Below are 17,034 nucleotides of genomic sequence, written 5' to 3'. Positions count from 1 at the left end.
GCCTGGCGCTTTAGTGCCCCGCTGTACCGCGGTTGTCGAGGCCCTTCCTTCCGAGCTGGCCTTCTGGGCCTTGTTCCACTGCCGACACGCACGCCCACCGGATACCGCTCTCCTACGTTGACCTCTCTCATAGACCCAGCGCCCCTGCGCGCGGTGCCTATGTTCCTGCCTGACGCAAACGTATGAGACTTGCCATGAGTGATTTCGCCTGCCTGCACGAAGCCCGATCTTTCCTTGAACAGCACCCGGACATCGAGATGTTCGAGCTGTTTATCCTCGACAACAACGGCGTGCCGCGCGGCAAATGGCTGCACCGCGATGAGCTGCTGGCGGTGTACGAAAGTGGCCGGCCGTTGCCCAGCACCATCCTCGGCCTGACGATTAATGGCGACGACGTGGAAAACTCCGGGCTGGTGTGGGAGGTCGGGGATATCGATTGCCGCGCCTATCCGATCAGCGCGAGCTTGCAGCGCATGCCGTGGCGCCTGATTCCCACGGCCGCCGTGCAAGTGAGCATGCACCCCACCGAGGGCATGCCCGCCACCGTGGCCGACCCGCGGCATTTGCTCGCCAAGGTCATCGACGGGCTGAAAGCCGACGGTTACTACCCGGTGATGGCGGCGGAGCTGGAGTTTTACCTGCTCGACCAGACACCCGACAGCAATGGCCGCCCACAACCGGCGCGGGATGTGGACGGCAATCGCCCGCGCTCGACCCAGGTGTACGGCCTGCGCGAGCTGGAGCAGATCGAGCCGTTCCTCGCCGATCTTTATAGTGCGTGCAAACTGCAAGGCATCCCGGCGCGCACGGCAATCTCCGAATACGCCCCGGGCCAGGTCGAAATCACCCTGGAACATCGCGCCGATGCGTTGCAGGCCATGGACGAAGCCGTGCGCTACAAGCGCCTGGTCAAGGGCGTGGCGCATAAACACGGGATGACCGCCTGCTTCATGGCCAAGCCGTTCGACGACCTCGCGGGCACCGGCATGCACATGCACGTCAGCCTGGCGGATGCACACGGCAACAACCTGTTCGCCAGTGAGGCTGCCGACGGCACGCCGCTGCTGCGTCAGGCTGTGGGTGGCATGCTCAGCACCTTGCTTGATTCGTTGCTGATGTTCTGCCCCAACGCCAACTCCTATCGCCGCTTCCAGACCAACAGCTACGCACCGCTGGCCGCCACCTGGGGCGTGGACAACCGCACCGTGAGCCTGCGTGTGCCCGGCGGGCCGGCCAATTCCCGACACATCGAGCACCGCATCTGCGGCGCTGACGCCAACCCTTACCTGGCGGCCGCCGCAATCCTGGCGGGTATCCATCGCGGCATCCGCGAGCAACGCGATCCCGGCGCCCCGGTGGAAGGCAATGGCTATGCGCAAGCCAAACAATTGCTGCCCACCGACTGGCTCACCACCTTGCGTGCGCTTGAAGGGTCAAGCTGGGCGCGGGATGCGTTCGGCAGTGAGTTCCTGGGTGTGTACCTGGCGGTCAAGCGTGCCGAATATCGCCAGTTTATGGGCGAGGTAGGCGAGCAGGACTGGCGCTGGTATCTGCACCAGGCGTAATCCACTGTGGGAGCCGGGCTTGCCCGCGACAGCGGTGTGTCAGCCAGTGATGGGTTGCCTGGCCCACCGCCATCGTAGCCTCGCTGAAGCTCGACAACTCCCACAATGGATCTTGGGTGTTTGGTGGGCGTGACGGCTTCGACCTTTTTTTCACGTTGCAGTGGGTAAGCTGCGGTTCAAGGTCGTTCACTACCGTTCCACACACATGAGCCTGTGATGCCGTCACAACCACCTTCCGCCATCGAAATTGAATTCACCGAGCGCTGTGACCGCGAGCATGCCAGGGTCTGCGGCGACACACGCCCGCCGCGCCTGCGCCAGCGCGTAGCGGCGTGGCGTGATGAGCGGTTGGTGTGCCAGGCATTGAAAGTGGCCGGCGAGCCGGGGCTGATCCTCGACCTGGCCTGCGGTTCCGGCCGGTTCTGGCCGGTGTTGGCAGAACACATCAACCGCGTGATTCTGGCCTCTGACAATTCCCAGGCGATGCTCGACCATGCGCGCACTCATCACCCGGCAGCGCTGCTCAAGCGCGTCAAAACATTCCAGGGGTCGGCGTTTTCCATCGGCTTGTCGGCCAATGCGGTGGACTGCATTTTCTGTATGGAACTGTTTCGCCATGTACCCAGCAGTGAAGGGCGTTTGGCGCTGCTGCGCGAGTTCCATCGGGTCAGCCGCGACACCGTGATCGTTTCCGTGAACGCACACACACCTGTCGAGGGCGAGTTTCGCCAGGCCGGTTTCAAAATACTTAACCATCAGGAGTTCCTGCCGGGCTCCAAGCTGTGGCGGGTTTACGTACTGCGTAAGAGAAGCTAACTCCCGTCCGTCGGACTATTCTTCCTGTCTTGTCGGAGTTTTCATGAAGGCGTGTGCACTGCGGATGCTCGCAAGCGTCTTTCGCGATATATACTGCGCGCCATTCTTCAAGGGAGAGCCGTGTGGCCATCGATATTCACTGGATCTGCGACAACGATAGCCTCGGCCAGCATTGCGCCGAATGGCAGCAGTTGCCATTCGTCGCCCTCGACACCGAATTCATGCGGGTCGATACCTTTTATCCCATTGCCGGGCTGATCCAGATCGGCGATGGCGTACGCGCTTACCTGATCGACCCTCTGACCATCGACAATTGGCAACCCTTGGCCGCCTTGCTGGAAAACCCGGCGGTGATCAAGGTGGTGCACGCCTGCAGCGAAGACCTGGAAGTGTTGCTGCGCCTGACCGGCAGCCTGCCGGTGCCGTTGTTCGACACCCAATTGGCGGCGGCTTACCTGAACCTCGGTTTCTCCATGGGCTATTCGCGCCTGGTGCAGGCCGTGCTGGATATCGAGTTGCCCAAGGGCGAAACGCGCTCGGACTGGCTGCAGCGGCCGTTGTCCGAGACCCAAGTGAGCTACGCCGCCGAAGACGCGGTGCACTTGGCCGAGGTCTACATCCGCCTGCGTCCGCAGCTCTCAGACGACAAATACGCCTGGGTGCTGGAGGACGGCGCCGAGTTGGTCGCCAACCTGCGCCGCGAAGTCGACCCGTACGAGGTGTACCGCGACGCCAAGCTGGCGTGGAAGCTGTCCCGCGCCCAGCTCGCCGTGCTGCGTGAACTGTGCGCCTGGCGCGAGCAGCAGGCCCGTGCCCGCGACCTGCCGCGCAACCGCATTATCCGCGAGCACTCGTTGTGGCCCCTGGCCAAATCCCAGCCGGACAACCTTGCCGCGCTGGGCAAAATCGAAGACATGCACCCGCGCACCGTACGTCAGGACGGCCAGTTTCTGCTGGACCTGATCAAGCGCGCCGGCAGCGTGCCCATGGACCAATGGCCGCCGGCGGTTGCCGAGCCGCTGCCGGTGGACGCCGCCACGCTGATCAAGCATCTGCGGGCCTTGGGCCAGGCCGAAGCCGAACGCCTGGACATGGCGCCGGAACTCATGCTGCGCAAGAAAACCCTCGAAGCCCTGGTCAAAAGTGGCTACCCCGATGGGCCTTATAAATTGCCAGACTCGCTGCGTGGCTGGCGCCGCGAGTTGATGGGCCAGGCGCTGCTCGACAGCCTGGCCACTGCCGGAGAACAGCCTTGAAACGTATTTGCTCCATCTACCGCAGCTTGAAAAAAGACGGGATGTACCTCTACGTGCTCAAAAGCGACGCGTTGGAGCGTGTGCCCGAACCGTTGATGGCGGCCTTCGGCAAGGCCCATCTTGCGTTCGAGATGATTCTGACGCCGGAGCGCAAGCTGTCCCGCGAGGACATCACCGTGGTCCTGGAAAACCTCGACAAGCAGGGCTACCACCTGCAAATGCCACCGGCCGAGGATGAGTACATCGAACACTTGCCCGAAGAGCTGCTGCGCCGCAACGACCCGATGTGATCGGTCAGTGCCCCAACCCGGGCACCTTCTTCAATGCAAACGTATTCGTTGGCGGTGGCCGTAAGGATGCGGGCGGCCGTCTGCAGTGTTTTTGAAAGGTTTGAACCATGCGTGTTCTGATTGCTGAACAGGATTACCCGCTCTACGCCAAGCTGCTGAGCGAAGCGGCACCGGACCTTGAGGTGCTGACCAGCGGCGACTCGGCCGAACTGTCGCGCCTGGCCGCCGATTGCCCGGTATGGCTTGGCCAGCCGGATCTGCTCGCCACCCTGTTGCGCCAAGGCCACCAGCCGCAATGGCTGCAATCGACCTGGGCGGGCATCACGCCGCTGCTGGCCGATGGCTTGCCACGCGACTATCGCCTGACCCGTGCGGTAGGCATTTTTGGCCAGGTCATGGCCGAGTTTGTGCTCACCTACATGCTCGGCCACGAGCGCGAAGTGCTCGCGCGCCTGGTCAGCCAGGTTGAGCGCAAGTGGGACAACCGCATGGGCCAGAGCCTGGCCGGGCGCAAGGCGTTGATCGTCGGCACCGGCGATATCGGCCAGAGCGTTGCCGATTTTCTGCTGCCGTTTGGCGTCAAGCTCTACGGCATCGCCAGCACCGCGCGTGAGCAGGCGCCGTTTATCGAAGTGGCCGGGCTGGATCAACTGGGCCGTCTGGTGGGCGAGGTGGATTACGTGATCAACCTGCTGCCCAACACGCCAAACACGCATGATTTGTACGATGCGGCGTTGTTCAAGCAATTCAAGCCGACCGGCTTGTTTATCAACGTTGGTCGCGGCGTGGCCGTGGTTGATGCTGACCTTGTCGAGGCGCTGAAAGAAGGGCACCTGGCCGGCGCGGTGATCGACGTGTGCCGCCAGGAACCGCTGCCGCAACGCCATCCGTTCTGGACCGCGTGGGGGCTGCTGCTGACCGGGCACAGCTCGGCGCCAACCTCGCCGGGGATGATGGTGGAGTTGTTTGTGCAGAACCTGCGGGCGTATCAAGCCAAGCAAGCGTTACGCGCAGAAGTAAGCTTCGAACGCGGTTACTGATGTGGCAGCGGGCTTGCTTGCGATAGCGGTGTGTCAGAAGGATGCCGTGACTGACCTTGCGCTATCGCGGGCAAGCCCGCTCCCACAGGGGATATAGCAAGGCTTACAGGCTGAAGTCGCCTTCGGACACCAGCTCGCTCAACGGCTTGCGTGGGCTTGGCGCTTCACGGCCCTGCAGGTACTCCGGCAGGCTCGACTTGTCGCCCAGCTTGCCCACGGCCACCGCCGCGTGCAGCGCGTAGCCTTCAGGAATCTTCAGTTCTTTGCGGGTCAATTCCTGATCGAAACCGGCCATGCCGTGGGTGTGCCAGCCGCTCAGGCTGGCTTGCAACGCCAGGTGGCCCCAGGCCGAACCGGTGTCGAAGGTGTGCCACAGCGCCGGGGTTTCTTCGCTGGCGCCGGGGGCGGTGAAGTCGGTTTTTGACGCGATGATCACCAAGGCCGACGCATGCTGCGCCCAGGCACGATTGAATTCATTCAGCAGGCCCAGGAAGCGTTCCCAATCCGGCGTGTCACGGCGCGCGTAGAGAAAACGCCAAGGTTGCGAGTTGTAGGCCGATGGCGCCCAGCGCGCGGCTTCGAAAAAGCTCAGCAGGGTGTCTTTCGGGATGCTCTCGCCGGTAAAGGCGCGAGGCGACCAGCGTTCGGTAAATTGGGTGTGGATCGGGTAGTCGGCAACGCGTGTCATGGGCAGTTCCTGAGGTGCGATTCGGCGTTCAAAGCTACTGCGCGCTTACTGCACTGACAAGTGTTGTTACACCGCCAGTCGCAAGCGCTTGGCCCCAGAGGCCTTGGGCACTAGACTGGCGGCCTTTTCACCGACCGATACTGATGTAGAGCCATGGCCGCTAAAGTCGAACCTTTCTGGATACGCAAAACCCTTGAACACCTCGACCAGGAGGAGTGGGAGTCGTTGTGCGACGGCTGTGGCCTGTGCTGCCTGCAAAAGCTTGAGGACGAGGAGGACAACAGCGTTTATTACACGCGCATTGCCTGCAAACTGCTCGACCTGAACACCTGCCAGTGCACCGATTACCCCAACCGCCGCGCTTCGGTGCCCGACTGCATCCAGCTCACGCCAGGCCAGGCCGACCAGTTCAAGTGGCTGCCGCCAACCTGCGGCTATCGCCTGGTCAGCGAGCGCAAGGACCTGCCACTGTGGCACCACCTGGTCTGCGGCGACCGCGATGCGGTGCACCACGAACGCATATCCCAGTCCGGTCGCATGCTCGCCGAAGGCAGCGTGCCCGAAGACGACTGGGAGGATTACCTGATCTTCCGCGCAGGCTGAAAAAGGAGTGTGTATGACGGTGGCAACCAAGCTGGCGGCTTCTTTTGTGTTGCTGGCGCTGAGCCTGCCCGCGTGGTGCGCGAAGAAAGTCGACCTCGACTATCACGTCAAACTGCTGCCCCAGAGTGATCAAGCCGAGGTGCGTGTGAGCCTGTCCCAAGGCTCGGCGGTGCGCAGCCTGAATTTCGACCTGGGCCGCGACGGTGATTACAGCGACTTCAAGGCCGATGGCCAGTGGACGGTCACCGGCAACCGGGGCCTGTGGCAACCCAGCGCCGACAAGGCCAGCCTGAGCTACCGGGTACGCCTGACCCACGCGCGCAAACCTGGCGTGTATGAAGCGCGGATGACGCCGAGTTGGGCGTTGTTCCGAGGCGAAGACCTGGTGCCGGCTGCACGGCTCGACCAGCAGGACGGCGTCGAGCTGGTCTCGCGCCTGGCGTTCGAGTTGCCGGCAGGCTGGAAAAGCGTCGAAACCGCCTGGCCGCGCATCGGCAAGTACAAATTCCGCATCGACAACGTTTCCCGCCTGTTCGATCGGCCTACTGGCTGGATGCTCGCCGGCACCCTCGGCAGCCGTCGTGTGCGCCTGGGCGAAACCGAGGTCACCGTAGCCTCGCCCAAAGGCCAGGCCATGCGCCGCATGGACGTGCTGACGCTACTGACCTTCGTCTGGCCTCAAGTGGAGGCCGCGTTTCCGCGTCACCCGGCCAAGCTGCTGGTGGTGGGCGCCAGCGACCCGATGCGCCGTGGCGTGTTTGCGTCGCGCGACTCGGTCTACCTCAACAGCCGCACCCCGCTGGTCAGCGAGAACGGCAGCAGCGCGTTGATCCGTGAGGTGGTGCAGGCGATCGGGCGCTTCAATGATCACGACACCAGTGACTGGATCAGCGAAGGGCTTGGCGAGTATTACGCCATCGAGCTGTTGCGCCGCGCGGGCGGGATCACCGATGAGCGGTATGCCGCGATTCAGGCGCGCTTGAGCAAAGAGGGCAAGGACGTGACCACGCTGCGTGGCGAGCACGTCAACGGCGCGACCGTCGCGCGGGCGGTGGTGGTGTTGCAGGAGCTGGACCGCGAGATTCGCGTGAAGACCCACAACAAGCGCTCGCTGGATGACCTTGCACAGGCGGTGATGCGCGCGAACAGCATTACGACGGCGGAGTTTGTGCAGTTGGCCGACAGTGTGATCGGCGAGTCGTCGGTGGTGTTGGATAGCAAATTATTGCGCTGAGCTAAGGCCATACACAAAGCCAAAATGTGGGAGCGGGCTTGCCCGCGATTACGGTGGATCAGTCAGCACACCTGTCGACTGATACACCGCCTTCGCGGGCAAGCCCGCTCCCACATTTAGCTCTCCAATAGGTTGGAGAGGGGCGTCAGCCGGTGGTTTTGGTGGCTTTTTCGGCCGCCACTTCGGCTTTAGTCTTCAGGTTTTTCAGCTCTTCGCCCGCGCGCTCGATTTTGGTACGCACGCTGTTCATTTCCTGGCGGCCCTGTTCCAGCTTGTCTTTGAGCGAGCTGCGCCCGGTCACGCCGCGCACCAGCGCCACGCCACCAATCGCCACCTGGATGAGCCCGAAGATCCCGCCACGGCGCAGGCCTTTGCCAACCATCATCACGCCGCCGGCCACCGAGCCAATGCGCTCCCAGCCGTGCACGTTTTGAGGCGGTTGGGTTTCAAGCGGCGTGTGTTCGATGATAGGTCGCAGGATTTTGCTGTCGCTCATGATCTGTCTCCAACAAGGCAAGTGATATGTAGCTGACTGCTTGCAGGCGCCGGATGTTCCCAAAAAATCAGTACTTGGGGCCCGAGCGGGTGTTGTTGCCCTTGGCCATGCGATCGTAGAGCACCACGTTGACAGTGGCGGCGAGGTTCATGCAGCCGGTGGTCGGGATGTACACCACGTCTTCACACCAGTCGCGAATCTCTTTGTCCAGCGAGCCGTCTTCGGGGCCGAAGATATACAACGCGCGATCAGGATGGGTGTATTCGGGCAGCGGGCGGGCGCCTTCGACCAGCTCCACTGCGACCGGGATGCAACCCAGCGGCAGGATTTTTTTCAGGTCGTCGATGCCGATCAGCGGAATGTCGTGATGGACCTTCTTGGTGTCGGTGATGAAATCCCGGGCGCGCTCGTAACGCACGCCGGTGTAGAACACCGAGGCCACGCCGTAGCAGCCGGCGGCACGCATCACCGAACCGACGTTTTCGGGGGATTTGGGGTTATACAGACCGATGCAGCTGTAGCGTTTATTGCCCACGGGGAAGGGTGCCTTGGAGAAAAACGGCGATTATACGGCTTGGGCTGTTGGGTTGCTTGGGCGATCGCTATCGCGGGCAAGCCCGGCTCCCACAGGGGAATGCGTTCCAAATGTGGGAGCGGGCTTGCCCGCGAAGAGGCCATAACAGGCAACGACGAACCTCAGTCGTCTTTTTTCATCAACCCGGCCAACGCCGCAAACGGGTTGTGCGTGGCCTTGGCAATCGTCGGGCTGCTGGTGGAGCCTTCGCCGAAGTACTGCTGGTCGGTGTAGCGCGAGTGTTCGTTGTCGTGGCAGTACAGGCACAGCAACTCCCAGTTGGAACCGTCCTGGGGGTTGTCATCATGGTTGTGGTTGCGATGGTGCACGGTCAGTTCGCTCAAGCGCTTGCCGGCAAATTCACGCGCGCAGCGGCCACACACGTGCGGGTACATCTTCAAGGCTTTGTCGCGATAGCCCATTTCCCGGTCACGCTGGGCATCGGCGAGGATGCGGTCCAGCTTGGCGGTGTGGGAGGGCGGGTTGGTCGAGCTCATCATGGCTCCTGGCTATTTGGGGGTTCACGGATAGCGTTGATTCTAGCCGCTTGCGGGGTAAATGACTGCTGGCTTTTTCAGCTGCGGTACAGCCTTGCAGTGGCAATCGTTTGTAGTATCGGCTCACTTCATTCTCAAGGATCTGACACCAATGCGTTTATACACATGGACCGCAGCACTGCTACTCAGCGTCCTGGCGGCCCAAGCCCAGGCATTTTCCACGCCCAAGCCTGGCCAGATCATCGAGGTGGCCCTTGAACAATTGCACCCGACCCAGGCCGTCGTGGGCTTTGACCAGATTTACTACAGCCTGGGCCTGTTTGCCGACAAGCCGGCCAAGGTCTTCGACGAATACTGCGAAACCAACGGCCAGGGCGCGGCCGACAAGGTGCCCAAAAAGGCCGACCTGCACCAACCCGCCAGCTTCAGTTGCAAGGACCCGGTGGGCACGCATCCCGATGACATGAAAACAGTCGTGGTCGGCCCTGGTGGCCAGTTGTACCTGACCGACGGTCACCACAGCTTCACCACCTTGTGGGAAGTCCAAGGCGGCGGCCCGCAGCTGAACATGTGGGTCAAGGTGACCGATGATTTCAGCAACAGCCCCGACATGGCCACCTTCTGGCAGCGTATGCAAGCAGCGCGCAAGGTCTGGCTCAAGGGCGATCACGGCCAACCGCTGTCACCGAAGCAATTGCCGGCGCACCTGGGCTTCAAGAACCTGCAGGACGACACCTTCCGCAGCCTGGTGTATTTCACCCGCAAGGCCGCCTACGGCAAGCCGGACGATGGCGCCGTCGCGCCGGAATTCCTGGAGTTTTACTGGGGCAATTGGCTGCGCACGCAGATCGACCTGGGTGCTTTCAACCTGAACAAGAAGGGCGGTTACAAGGACGCGATTGAAGCCGTCGCCCAGCGCATGGTCGGCTTGGCGCCGGGTTCACAGGTAGGCGATAGCGGCTTCACGGCCCATCAGTTGGGCGGCATGGCCTCGTTGGATCAAGCCGAGTTGAAGAAGACTGTCGAGAAAAAAGTGCCGTATGTGATCGATTACCGCAAATCCCGAAGCTGACTCAGGACAAAAATGTGGGAGCGGGCTTGCTCGCGAAGGCGGTGGTTCAGTGACTGATGCAGTGACTGATACTCCGCTTTCGCGAGCAAGCCCGCTCCCACATTAGATTTGTGGTGTTTTGGGGGATGTTGCTCAGCCCTTGAGTTTTTCGGCGATCCAAATAGTGTGCCGGGTGCCTTTGTTGCCATGGGCAAACACCTGCACTTCCTCAGCCTTGAAACCTGCCTTGCGCAGTTTGTCGCTGAACAGCTTGTCGGCACTGGCCGACCACACGGCCAGTACGCCCTTGGGGCGCAGGGCTTTGGCGCAGGCAGCCAGGCCGCCAGCCGAGTAGAGCCAGCTGTTGGCCTTTTGCGTAAGGCCTTCGGGGCCGTTGTCGACATCCAGCATGATCGCGTCAAAGCCTTGAGGCTCGGCCTGCAGCACCTTGGCCACGTCTTCCATGCGGATCACGGTGCGTGGGTCGAGCAGCGGGCGACCGGATTTTTCACCCAGGGGCCCACGGTTCCATTCCACGACGCCGGGCACCAGTTCGGCAACCACCACTTCGGCCGTCTTGCCCAGATGTTTGAGCGCCGACGCCAGGGTAAAGCCCATGCCCAGACCGCCGATCAGCACCCGCGAACCCGGGCGCCCGGCGACTTTGCGGCAGGGAATTTCCGCCAGCGCGTCTTCGGAGCCGTGCATGCGCGTGTTCATCAGCTGGCCGCCGTCACCGCCCTGGATCTTGATGACAAAATCCTCGCCGTATTCGAACAGGCACAAGGCACCGCCGTTATCGGGGATCGGGGTGGTGTCGAGCAGAACGAAACGTTTCATTGAAATCTCATTGGGAAGGGCATTCTTGCGCGGTTGGGAGTAGCCTTACGACATTCCGGTCAGGCCATGGAGCCATCGATGAAGTGCAGCATTCTAACGGTCATTGTGCTTGGCGCGCTCACATTGGGTGCGGCCCAGGCCCAGGAGGTGCAAACCGTTCCGGTCGCACCCGCGCCAACGCCCGGTGCGCCGGGTACACCGACACCAACGTTGTACCCGCAAGTCACACCGCCTGTGGCGCCCAAAGCCACCGCCAACGGTTCACCCGCGCTGGTGCCGATTGTGTTGCCAACGCCGCCCAAGGACCAGAGCGTCCCTGGCCTGCTGCAAAATGACAGCAAGCCGAAGACGCCCGGCGGTTAAAACGGTTGCGAGAGCAATTGCCCGTCGGCCATGCGCAGGCGTTTGGACAAGGCGATCGCAATCGCGCGGATGATCTTGGCCGCGACCCTGGGCGCTTCGTTGAGCATTTTTTCCAGGGAATCCTTGCCCAGGTTCAGCAGCACGCAATCACTGGCCGCCAGGCAACTGGCAGAGCGCCGCTCGCCATCGAGCACCGCCATTTCGCCAAACGCCCGCCCACTGCGCAGGGTGGCGATGGTCAGGCGCTGGCCTTCATGGTTGGTTTTCTGCACGGCCACCTGGCCGCTGTGGATGATGCACATGAACGAGCCGGCATCGCCTTCAACGAAGATCACTTCGCCCTGGGCGATGCTGCTGATGTTGAAGTAGCCGGCGGCGACGTGGAAATCTTCCGGCAGCAAAGGGTCGAACAGCCCGCAGTCCATGAGCATGTCGCGGATTTCATTGTTCAATAAAGTTGGTTGAGGCATAGCTGCAATCTTGGTCCATCAATCAAGTAGGCGGTCTGTGTGTTCAGACAGGACCGCCGTCCTAAGTTCCTTAAATCAAGCCCAGCGCCTTGAACACAAATGCGTATTCGAGCGCTACATCACGTAATCCCTGGTAACGCCCGCTCATGCCACCATGGCCGGCGCCCAGTTCGGTCTTGAGCAGCAGCAGGTTGTCGTCCGTCTTGGTGTCGCGCAGCTTGGCCACCCACTTGGCCGCCTCCCAGTACTGCACGCGGCTGTCGTTGTAGCCGGCGATCACCAGCAGGGCCGGGTAGGCCTGGGCGCTGACGTTCTCGTACGGCGCGTAGGCCTTGATGCGCTCGTACACCTCTGGTTCTTCGGGGTTGCCCCACTCGTCGTATTCGGTGATGGTCAGCGGCAGTTCCGGGTCGAGCATGGTATTGAGCACATCGACGAACGGCACTTCGGCAATCGCCGCCTGGAACAGCTCCGGGCGTTGATTGAGCACCGCGCCGATCAACAGGCCGCCGGCACTGCCGCCGCTGATGGCCAGTTGTTTGGAGGTGGTCAGGCCCTCGGCGATCAAGTGCTCGGCGCAGGCGATAAAGTCGCTGAAGGTGTTCTGCTTGTGTGCCTGCTTGCCGTTGCGGTACCAGGCTTCACCCAGTTCGCCGCCGCCGCGTACGTGCGCGATGGCAAACGCCACGCCACGGTCCAGCAGGCTTAGGCGCGCGTGCGAGAACCAGGGGTCGAGGCTGTGGCCGTAGGCGCCGTAGCCGTAGAGGTACAGCGGCACCGGTTTGCCCAGCTGGTCGCGTTTGACCACCAGGCTGATCGGCACCTGGGTGCCATCGGCAGACGTGGCCCACAGGCGTTGGCTGACGTAGTCATCGGCGTTGAACACGCCGAGTACCGGCGTTTCCTTGAGCACAGCTTGCGCGCCGCTCGCCAATTCCAGCTGGCGCACCTGGGCCGGACGGTTCAGCGCTTCATAGCGCAGACGGATCTTGTCGCTCGGGAATTCCAGGCTGTTTTGCACATAAAGGCTGTAGGCGGCGTCGGGCAATTCGACGCGATAGGCTGGTACGTCCTGAGGGTGCACTTCGATCACTGGCAGGCCGCCGATGCGCAGGCTCAAGGTCATCGCGCCGGCATTGAGGCTCACGCCGTCGAGCATCACCTCGTCGCTGTGCGGGATCAGGTTTTGCCATTGATCTTCGGTGGGCACGCTGCCGGTGTCGGCGGCGACGAACAGCGCGTAGTTGATACCGTCGCGGTTGCTGCGGATAAACCAGGTCCACTCGCCGTCGCGCTGGCCGTGGTCGACATCGTATTCGTGGTCTTCGACCCGTGGCGCCAGGCAAGTGAAGTCGAGGTGCGGCTGGTTGGCGTCCAGCGCCCAGATTTCACTGGTGGTCTTGCTGCCCAGGGCCAGCAGCAACTGGCGCTCGGAACTGGAGCGGTAGCAATTCAGGAAGAAACGTCCGTCGGGCTCGTGGAACACTTCCTGCGCCGCCGTGCCATCCAGGCGGTAGCGGTACAGTTTGTGTGGGCGATGGGTGTCGTCCAGTTCGCCGAAGAACAGGGTCAGGCTGTCATTGGCCCAGGTCATGCTGCCGTCGCAGTCCTGAAACTCCAGTTCGCTGACTTTGCCGTTAGCCAGTTCCTTCACGTACAGGGTGTAAATCTCTTCACCGCTGGTGTCCAGGCTGTAGGCCAGGCGCTGGTGGTCGGGGCTGATGCTGAACGCGCCCAGCGAGAAAAAGCCGCCGTTGGCGAGTACGTTGGGGTCGAGCAGCAGTTCTTCGCTGCTGTCGTCCACTGTGTTGCTGTCATCTGCCGGGCGGCGGCAGCGGTAGTGGCGGGCGTATTCGTCACCGGCGGTGGTGCGCGTGTAATACAGGTACGGGCCCCACGGCGAGGGCAGGGACAGGTCGGTTTCGAGAATGCGGCCCTTGATCTCGTCGAACAGGGTCTCGCGCAGCACCTGCTGATCGGCGAGTTGCGCCTCCTGCCAGGCGTTTTCGGCTTTGAGGTAATCGAGGACTTCAGCCGTGTCACGCGCTTGCAGCCAGGCGTACGGGTCCTGGCCTTCGGCCTTGCGGGCAATCGGGGCGGCAGTGATGTGGGTCGATGAAGGCATGGATCGCTCTCTGTCTGGCGGATGGTGGCAGGCATTGCAGCCGAGACACGCAAAAGCCGTTATCATAGCCGCCTGTTTGCCTACCTTGCCATGGACACCATGACCGAGAACGACTATCTGACCGCTTGGGGCCTTTACGCCTTCGCCGCTTTGGGCTGCCTGTTGGTGTGGTGGCGCATGACCCGCTGGATCTGGCGCTGGCTGCGCGAGCCGCTGCAGTTGCTGATTGCGGTGCTGCTGTTCAGCCCGACCATCGTCGATCCGGTCAAGACCCAGTTCGCGCCGGCCGTGGCGATCACGGCCCTGGACCTGGTGCTGCATGTCGGCAATAACGCCTGGCGGGCTATTTCCGATCTGTTCATGTACACGATGATCGCGTTTGGCGTGTATATCGTGTTTGTGCTGATCCGCTGGCCCATCGAGCGCGCCGCCAACGCCCGGCGTGAGCGCAAGGCCGCTGTCGATGCCGCCCTGGCCGCCGAGACGGTTGACGAGGACGACGAGCCGTTCAGTCGCCCGGCGCCTGCCAGCGGAATGCGCGTCGAACCGCGCCTTTGACGTCGTCCGCCCTGCTGCGAGAGCCCTGGCATGTGTGAATTATTGGGCATGAGTGCCAACGTACCCACCGACATCGTGTTCAGCTTTACCGGGCTGATGCAGCGGGGCGGGCGTACCGGCCCCCACCGCGACGGTTGGGGCATCGCGTTCTACGAAGGCCGTGGCCTGCGCCTGTTTCAGGACCCGGCCGCCAGCAGTGAGTCGGAAGTCGCGCTGCTGGTGCAGCGCTATCCGATCAAAAGTGAAGTGGTGATTGGCCATATCCGCCAGGCCAACGTGGGCAAGGTGAGCCTGGCCAATACCCACCCGTTCGTGCGCGAGCTGTGGGGCCGCAACTGGTGTTTTGCCCATAACGGCCAGCTGGCGGACTTCAACCCGCGCGCCACCTTCTACCGGCCGGTGGGCGATACCGACAGCGAAGCCGCGTTCTGCGACCTGCTCAACCGTGTGCGCGAAGCCTTCCCCGAGCCGGTGGACATCGAACAAGTGCTGCCGGACCTGATTGCCGCCTGCGCCGAGTACCGCAGCAAAGGCGTGTTCAACTGCCTGCTCAGCGACGGTGACTGGCTGTTTTGCTACTGCTCGACCAAGCTGGCGCAGATTACGCGGCGCGCACCGTTTGGCCCGGCGCGCTTGAAAGATGTCGACGTGATCGTCGATTTTCAGGCCGAAACCACGCCAAATGACGTGGTCACTGTGATCGCCACCGAGCCGTTGACCGATAACGAAAACTGGACCCGCTACGAACCGGGCCAATGGAGCCTGTGGCGACGCGGTGAATGCGTCAGCCAGGGCATTACCGAGTAAGGATATCGACCATGCTGCTCAGTTATCTGCGGTTGGTGCTGTTTGCCATTGGCTTGTTGGTCGGTGTGCAGGTGCCGGGTTTCATCAACGACTACGCCAAGCGCGTCGAGGCCCACCTGATCGAGGCCCAGACCGGCCTCAGCGGGTTTGAAAGCACCGCACGGCAGTTCTTCAACGGTGATTTGCAGGCGTTGGTGGCGCATTACCGCGCCAGCGATGACCCGGTGTTCCAGAGCGACGCCAACAGCCTGGGCACCCTGCTGGATCGCCAGGTGGCGTTGGACAAGCAATTCCAGGCCATGCAAGGCCCGTGGTACATCCGCGCCCTGCAGGTGGCGGTGGCGGCGGACCCGGCGATTCGCCTGGAAACCTGGAATGGCTACAGCTATCAGATCCTGCTGACGCCGGAGGCGATGGGCTGGGGCCTGGGCGGGGCGATGCTGTTGTCGTTCGGCATTGAATGCCTGTTCCGCTTGATTGACTGGGTGGTGTTGGGCGGCAAGCGCCTGCGCCAGAGCCGGCCGATTGAAGAGCGAGACCTGAAAGGCCTCTAAAATCCCAACTCGGTCAACTGTGGGAGCTGGCTTGCCTGCGATAGCGGTGTATCAGGGGCAGATGTGCAAGCTGACCCACCGCTATCGCAGGCAAGCCAGCTCCCACAGGTTTAATCCGGTTTCGTCAGAACCATATTCGCTTCGCCGACCTCTTCGGCATAGCGGGCCACCACCTTCTGGCACAGCCCGACAATCTCCTCAACCAGCTCAACACCCACCCGCCACGACACCACCACCTGCAAATTCGGCAGCTTCTGCCCCATCGGCAGCATCACCAACTCCCCGCGCGCCAGTTCCTCGCTGACCAGCACCGGCGGCAGTGCGCCAATCCCGAAGCCATCGCGCAGCAGGCGGGTAATCGCCGACACCGAATTCACGCAGTTCATGCGCGGCGCGGCGACGCCGTTGGCCTGCATCAGGCTCAGCACGTCCTGGTGCGGGTGGGAGTTTTTCGAGTAGGTGATGATGCGCTCCTGGGCCAGTTCGGCGAGGGAGGCGTAGTCGCGGTTGTAGAGGGAATGGCTGGCGACGATCCAGGCCATCGGGTGGCTGGCCAGTTCCAGGCTGCGCACGGTTTCCAGGCGCAGCAGGTCGGTTTGCAGAATCAGGTCGAGAAAGCCTTTTTGCAGCTGATCGCTGAGGTTCAATGCGGTATCGGCGACCAATTCGATTTCCACCAACGGAAAGTGGTCCATCAATTCGGCCACCAAGGGGCTGAGCCAGGTGTGAATCACCGTGTCCATCGCGCCGATGCGAATCCGCCCGACCTTGCTGCTGGTGGTTTCCAGTGACTGCTTCAAGCCCTGCATGGTCACCATCATCTGCTCGGCGTAATCGAGCACCTTCAAGCCTTCCGGGGTCAGGCTCACGCCGCGTGAGTCGCGTAGAAACAGCTTCACACCCAACTCGCTCTCGAGCACGGCAATACGGCTTGAAATCGAGGCCTGGGTAGTGAACAACTTCTCGGCGGTCAGGCGAAAGCTCTTGAGCTTGGCCACCCAGACGAAGGTTTCGAGGAACTTCAAATTCATGGGATCAACTTTTCTTATGCATGGATCGGTTTTTATTAGTTGGACGCCGCACCGGGCAAACGCCAAAAATCGAGCTATTCCACGATAAGCGTCGTTGGGGTGTGAGGACAAGTTGCCAGTTCTGTACGAAAAATCCCACACTACAAAAAATACAACGCCTGAAAAACAACGCCTGG

General features: G+C 62.1%; 20 protein-coding genes. 12 read left to right on the top strand and 8 right to left on the bottom strand.

Annotated elements, in window-relative coordinates; genetic code table 11:
• The first annotated feature begins 194 nt into the window (after window positions 1–194).
• The 5 genes from ACP7B3_RS14645 to ACP7B3_RS14625 all read left to right on the top strand — a co-directional run bounded on the left by ACP7B3_RS14645 (window position 195) and on the right by ACP7B3_RS14625 (window position 4,967).
• The gene (locus tag ACP7B3_RS14645) at window positions 195–1,565 is read left to right on the top strand and encodes a glutamine synthetase family protein (RefSeq protein ID WP_242194008.1); all 1,371 of its coding nucleotides are present in this window, start codon (window positions 195–197) and stop codon (window positions 1,563–1,565) included.
• 216 nt (window positions 1,566–1,781) lie between these two features.
• Window positions 1,782–2,381, top strand: coding sequence for a class I SAM-dependent methyltransferase (locus ACP7B3_RS14640; protein ID WP_426179350.1), 600 nt, complete (start codon window positions 1,782–1,784; stop codon window positions 2,379–2,381).
• 122 nt (window positions 2,382–2,503) lie between these two features.
• Window positions 2,504–3,637 (top strand): ribonuclease D, encoded by a 1,134-nt coding sequence (rnd, locus tag ACP7B3_RS14635; protein WP_145162979.1) that lies wholly within the window; start codon window positions 2,504–2,506, stop codon window positions 3,635–3,637.
• The gene (locus tag ACP7B3_RS14630) at window positions 3,634–3,927 is read left to right on the top strand and encodes a YcgL domain-containing protein (protein ID WP_056857316.1); all 294 of its coding nucleotides are present in this window, start codon (window positions 3,634–3,636) and stop codon (window positions 3,925–3,927) included. The genes rnd and ACP7B3_RS14630 overlap by 4 nt, the downstream gene beginning before the upstream one ends.
• 107 nt (window positions 3,928–4,034) lie before the next feature.
• A complete protein-coding gene (locus ACP7B3_RS14625; protein WP_145162983.1) occupies window positions 4,035–4,967 on the top strand; it encodes a D-2-hydroxyacid dehydrogenase in 933 nt (310 codons plus the stop codon).
• Window positions 4,968–5,070: 103 nt separating this feature from the next.
• On the opposite strand, the gene ACP7B3_RS14620 is transcribed toward ACP7B3_RS14625, so the two are convergent.
• Window positions 5,071–5,655, bottom strand: a complete 585-nt coding sequence (locus ACP7B3_RS14620) for a nitroreductase family protein (RefSeq protein WP_404487359.1) — start codon at window positions 5,653–5,655, stop codon at window positions 5,071–5,073.
• Window positions 5,656–5,808: 153 nt separating this feature from the next.
• Here ACP7B3_RS14620 and ACP7B3_RS14615 point away from each other — a divergent pair, with 153 nt between their 5' ends.
• Together ACP7B3_RS14615 and ACP7B3_RS14610 are read left to right on the top strand one after the other, a co-directional pair.
• On the top strand, window positions 5,809–6,258 hold the full coding sequence (locus ACP7B3_RS14615) for a YcgN family cysteine cluster protein (protein WP_106576966.1): 450 nt from the start codon (window positions 5,809–5,811) through the stop codon (window positions 6,256–6,258).
• A gap of 13 nt (window positions 6,259–6,271) precedes the next feature.
• Window positions 6,272–7,492, top strand: coding sequence for a hypothetical protein (locus ACP7B3_RS14610; RefSeq protein WP_262206367.1), 1,221 nt, complete (start codon window positions 6,272–6,274; stop codon window positions 7,490–7,492).
• A 145-nt stretch (window positions 7,493–7,637) separates the two neighbouring features.
• Here ACP7B3_RS14610 and ACP7B3_RS14605 read toward each other — a convergent pair whose 3' ends face one another.
• From ACP7B3_RS14605 to ACP7B3_RS14595, 3 genes are all read right to left on the bottom strand, one after another.
• On the bottom strand, window positions 7,638–7,988 hold the full coding sequence (locus tag ACP7B3_RS14605) for a YgaP family membrane protein (RefSeq protein ID WP_145162989.1): 351 nt from the start codon (window positions 7,986–7,988) through the stop codon (window positions 7,638–7,640).
• Between the two features lie 67 nt (window positions 7,989–8,055).
• Window positions 8,056–8,523 (bottom strand): RNA methyltransferase, encoded by a 468-nt coding sequence (locus tag ACP7B3_RS14600; RefSeq protein WP_017526685.1) that lies wholly within the window; start codon window positions 8,521–8,523, stop codon window positions 8,056–8,058.
• 161 nt (window positions 8,524–8,684) lie between these two features.
• On the bottom strand, window positions 8,685–9,059 hold the full coding sequence (locus tag ACP7B3_RS14595) for a YajD family HNH nuclease (RefSeq protein WP_003210675.1): 375 nt from the start codon (window positions 9,057–9,059) through the stop codon (window positions 8,685–8,687).
• Window positions 9,060–9,210: 151 nt separating this feature from the next.
• Between ACP7B3_RS14595 and ACP7B3_RS14590 the strand changes: the two genes are divergently transcribed.
• Window positions 9,211–10,131 carry a ParB/Srx family N-terminal domain-containing protein gene (locus ACP7B3_RS14590; RefSeq protein WP_426179346.1) on the top strand — a complete coding sequence of 307 codons (921 nt, stop codon included), beginning with the start codon at window positions 9,211–9,213 and terminating at the stop codon, window positions 10,129–10,131.
• A gap of 132 nt (window positions 10,132–10,263) precedes the next feature.
• Here the strand turns inward: ACP7B3_RS14590 and ACP7B3_RS14585 are convergent, their stop codons facing one another.
• The gene (locus tag ACP7B3_RS14585; protein ID WP_058411058.1) at window positions 10,264–10,950 is read right to left on the bottom strand and encodes a spermidine synthase; all 687 of its coding nucleotides are present in this window, start codon (window positions 10,948–10,950) and stop codon (window positions 10,264–10,266) included.
• Window positions 10,951–11,028: 78 nt separating this feature from the next.
• Here ACP7B3_RS14585 and ACP7B3_RS14580 point away from each other — a divergent pair, with 78 nt between their 5' ends.
• Window positions 11,029–11,313, top strand: a complete 285-nt coding sequence (locus tag ACP7B3_RS14580) for a hypothetical protein (protein ID WP_106576962.1) — start codon at window positions 11,029–11,031, stop codon at window positions 11,311–11,313.
• Here ACP7B3_RS14580 and ACP7B3_RS14575 read toward each other — a convergent pair.
• Together ACP7B3_RS14575 and ACP7B3_RS14570 are read right to left on the bottom strand one after the other, a co-directional pair.
• Window positions 11,310–11,783, bottom strand: coding sequence for a cyclic nucleotide-binding domain-containing protein (locus ACP7B3_RS14575; RefSeq protein ID WP_145162995.1), 474 nt, complete (start codon window positions 11,781–11,783; stop codon window positions 11,310–11,312). The genes ACP7B3_RS14580 and ACP7B3_RS14575 overlap by 4 nt on opposite strands.
• Window positions 11,784–11,853: 70 nt before the next feature.
• Window positions 11,854–13,908 carry a S9 family peptidase gene (locus ACP7B3_RS14570; RefSeq protein WP_426179343.1) on the bottom strand — a complete coding sequence of 685 codons (2,055 nt, stop codon included), beginning with the start codon at window positions 13,906–13,908 and terminating at the stop codon, window positions 11,854–11,856.
• A 21-nt stretch (window positions 13,909–13,929) separates the two neighbouring features.
• Between ACP7B3_RS14570 and ACP7B3_RS14565 the strand changes: the two genes are divergently transcribed.
• The 3 genes from ACP7B3_RS14565 to ACP7B3_RS14555 are packed head-to-tail and all read left to right on the top strand — an operon-like array spanning window position 13,930 to window position 15,827.
• Window positions 13,930–14,466 (top strand): MFS transporter, encoded by a 537-nt coding sequence (locus tag ACP7B3_RS14565; protein WP_426179341.1) that lies wholly within the window; start codon window positions 13,930–13,932, stop codon window positions 14,464–14,466.
• A 30-nt stretch (window positions 14,467–14,496) separates the two neighbouring features.
• The gene (locus ACP7B3_RS14560; RefSeq protein ID WP_064451362.1) at window positions 14,497–15,273 is read left to right on the top strand and encodes a class II glutamine amidotransferase; all 777 of its coding nucleotides are present in this window, start codon (window positions 14,497–14,499) and stop codon (window positions 15,271–15,273) included.
• An 11-nt stretch (window positions 15,274–15,284) separates the two neighbouring features.
• Window positions 15,285–15,827, top strand: a complete 543-nt coding sequence (locus ACP7B3_RS14555; RefSeq protein ID WP_145163001.1) for a DUF2937 family protein — start codon at window positions 15,285–15,287, stop codon at window positions 15,825–15,827.
• Window positions 15,828–15,937: 110 nt separating this feature from the next.
• Here the strand turns inward: ACP7B3_RS14555 and ACP7B3_RS14550 are convergent, their stop codons facing one another.
• Complete coding sequence (locus tag ACP7B3_RS14550; protein WP_426179338.1) at window positions 15,938–16,858, bottom strand: LysR family transcriptional regulator; 921 nt, start codon at window positions 16,856–16,858, stop codon at window positions 15,938–15,940.
• Window positions 16,859–17,034 lie beyond the last annotated feature (176 nt).

It is taken from the genome of Pseudomonas sp. TWRC1-2 (assembly GCF_049896685.1).
Classification (GTDB): Bacteria; Pseudomonadota; Gammaproteobacteria; order Pseudomonadales; family Pseudomonadaceae; genus Aquipseudomonas.
Note: the sequence above shows the minus strand (reverse complement) of the source record. Positions and strands in the feature narration are given on the sequence as shown.

Bases quoted from the DNA above. Each gene is read 5' to 3' on its own strand.
- ACP7B3_RS14645 (WP_242194008.1), top strand. From the start codon at position 195: ATGAGTGATTTCGCCTGCCTGCACGAAGCCCGATCTTTCCTTGAACAG.
- ACP7B3_RS14640 (WP_426179350.1), top strand. From the start codon at position 1,782: ATGCCGTCACAACCACCTTCCGCCATCGAAATTGAATTCACCGAGCGC.
- ACP7B3_RS14625 (WP_145162983.1), top strand. From the start codon at position 4,035: ATGCGTGTTCTGATTGCTGAACAGGATTACCCGCTCTACGCCAAGCTG.
- ACP7B3_RS14620 (WP_404487359.1), bottom strand. From the start codon at position 5,655: ATGACACGCGTTGCCGACTACCCGATCCACACCCAATTTACCGAACGC.
- ACP7B3_RS14615 (WP_106576966.1), top strand. From the start codon at position 5,809: ATGGCCGCTAAAGTCGAACCTTTCTGGATACGCAAAACCCTTGAACAC.
- ACP7B3_RS14610 (WP_262206367.1), top strand. From the start codon at position 6,272: ATGACGGTGGCAACCAAGCTGGCGGCTTCTTTTGTGTTGCTGGCGCTG.
- ACP7B3_RS14605 (WP_145162989.1), bottom strand. From the start codon at position 7,988: ATGAGCGACAGCAAAATCCTGCGACCTATCATCGAACACACGCCGCTT.
- ACP7B3_RS14595 (WP_003210675.1), bottom strand. From the start codon at position 9,059: ATGAGCTCGACCAACCCGCCCTCCCACACCGCCAAGCTGGACCGCATC.
- ACP7B3_RS14590 (WP_426179346.1), top strand. From the start codon at position 9,211: ATGCGTTTATACACATGGACCGCAGCACTGCTACTCAGCGTCCTGGCG.
- ACP7B3_RS14585 (WP_058411058.1), bottom strand. From the start codon at position 10,950: ATGAAACGTTTCGTTCTGCTCGACACCACCCCGATCCCCGATAACGGC.
- ACP7B3_RS14580 (WP_106576962.1), top strand. From the start codon at position 11,029: ATGAAGTGCAGCATTCTAACGGTCATTGTGCTTGGCGCGCTCACATTG.
- ACP7B3_RS14575 (WP_145162995.1), bottom strand. From the start codon at position 11,783: ATGCCTCAACCAACTTTATTGAACAATGAAATCCGCGACATGCTCATG.
- ACP7B3_RS14570 (WP_426179343.1), bottom strand. From the start codon at position 13,908: ATGCCTTCATCGACCCACATCACTGCCGCCCCGATTGCCCGCAAGGCC.
- ACP7B3_RS14565 (WP_426179341.1), top strand. From the start codon at position 13,930: ATGGTGGCAGGCATTGCAGCCGAGACACGCAAAAGCCGTTATCATAGC.
- ACP7B3_RS14560 (WP_064451362.1), top strand. From the start codon at position 14,497: ATGTGTGAATTATTGGGCATGAGTGCCAACGTACCCACCGACATCGTG.
- ACP7B3_RS14555 (WP_145163001.1), top strand. From the start codon at position 15,285: ATGCTGCTCAGTTATCTGCGGTTGGTGCTGTTTGCCATTGGCTTGTTG.
- ACP7B3_RS14550 (WP_426179338.1), bottom strand. From the start codon at position 16,858: ATGAATTTGAAGTTCCTCGAAACCTTCGTCTGGGTGGCCAAGCTCAAG.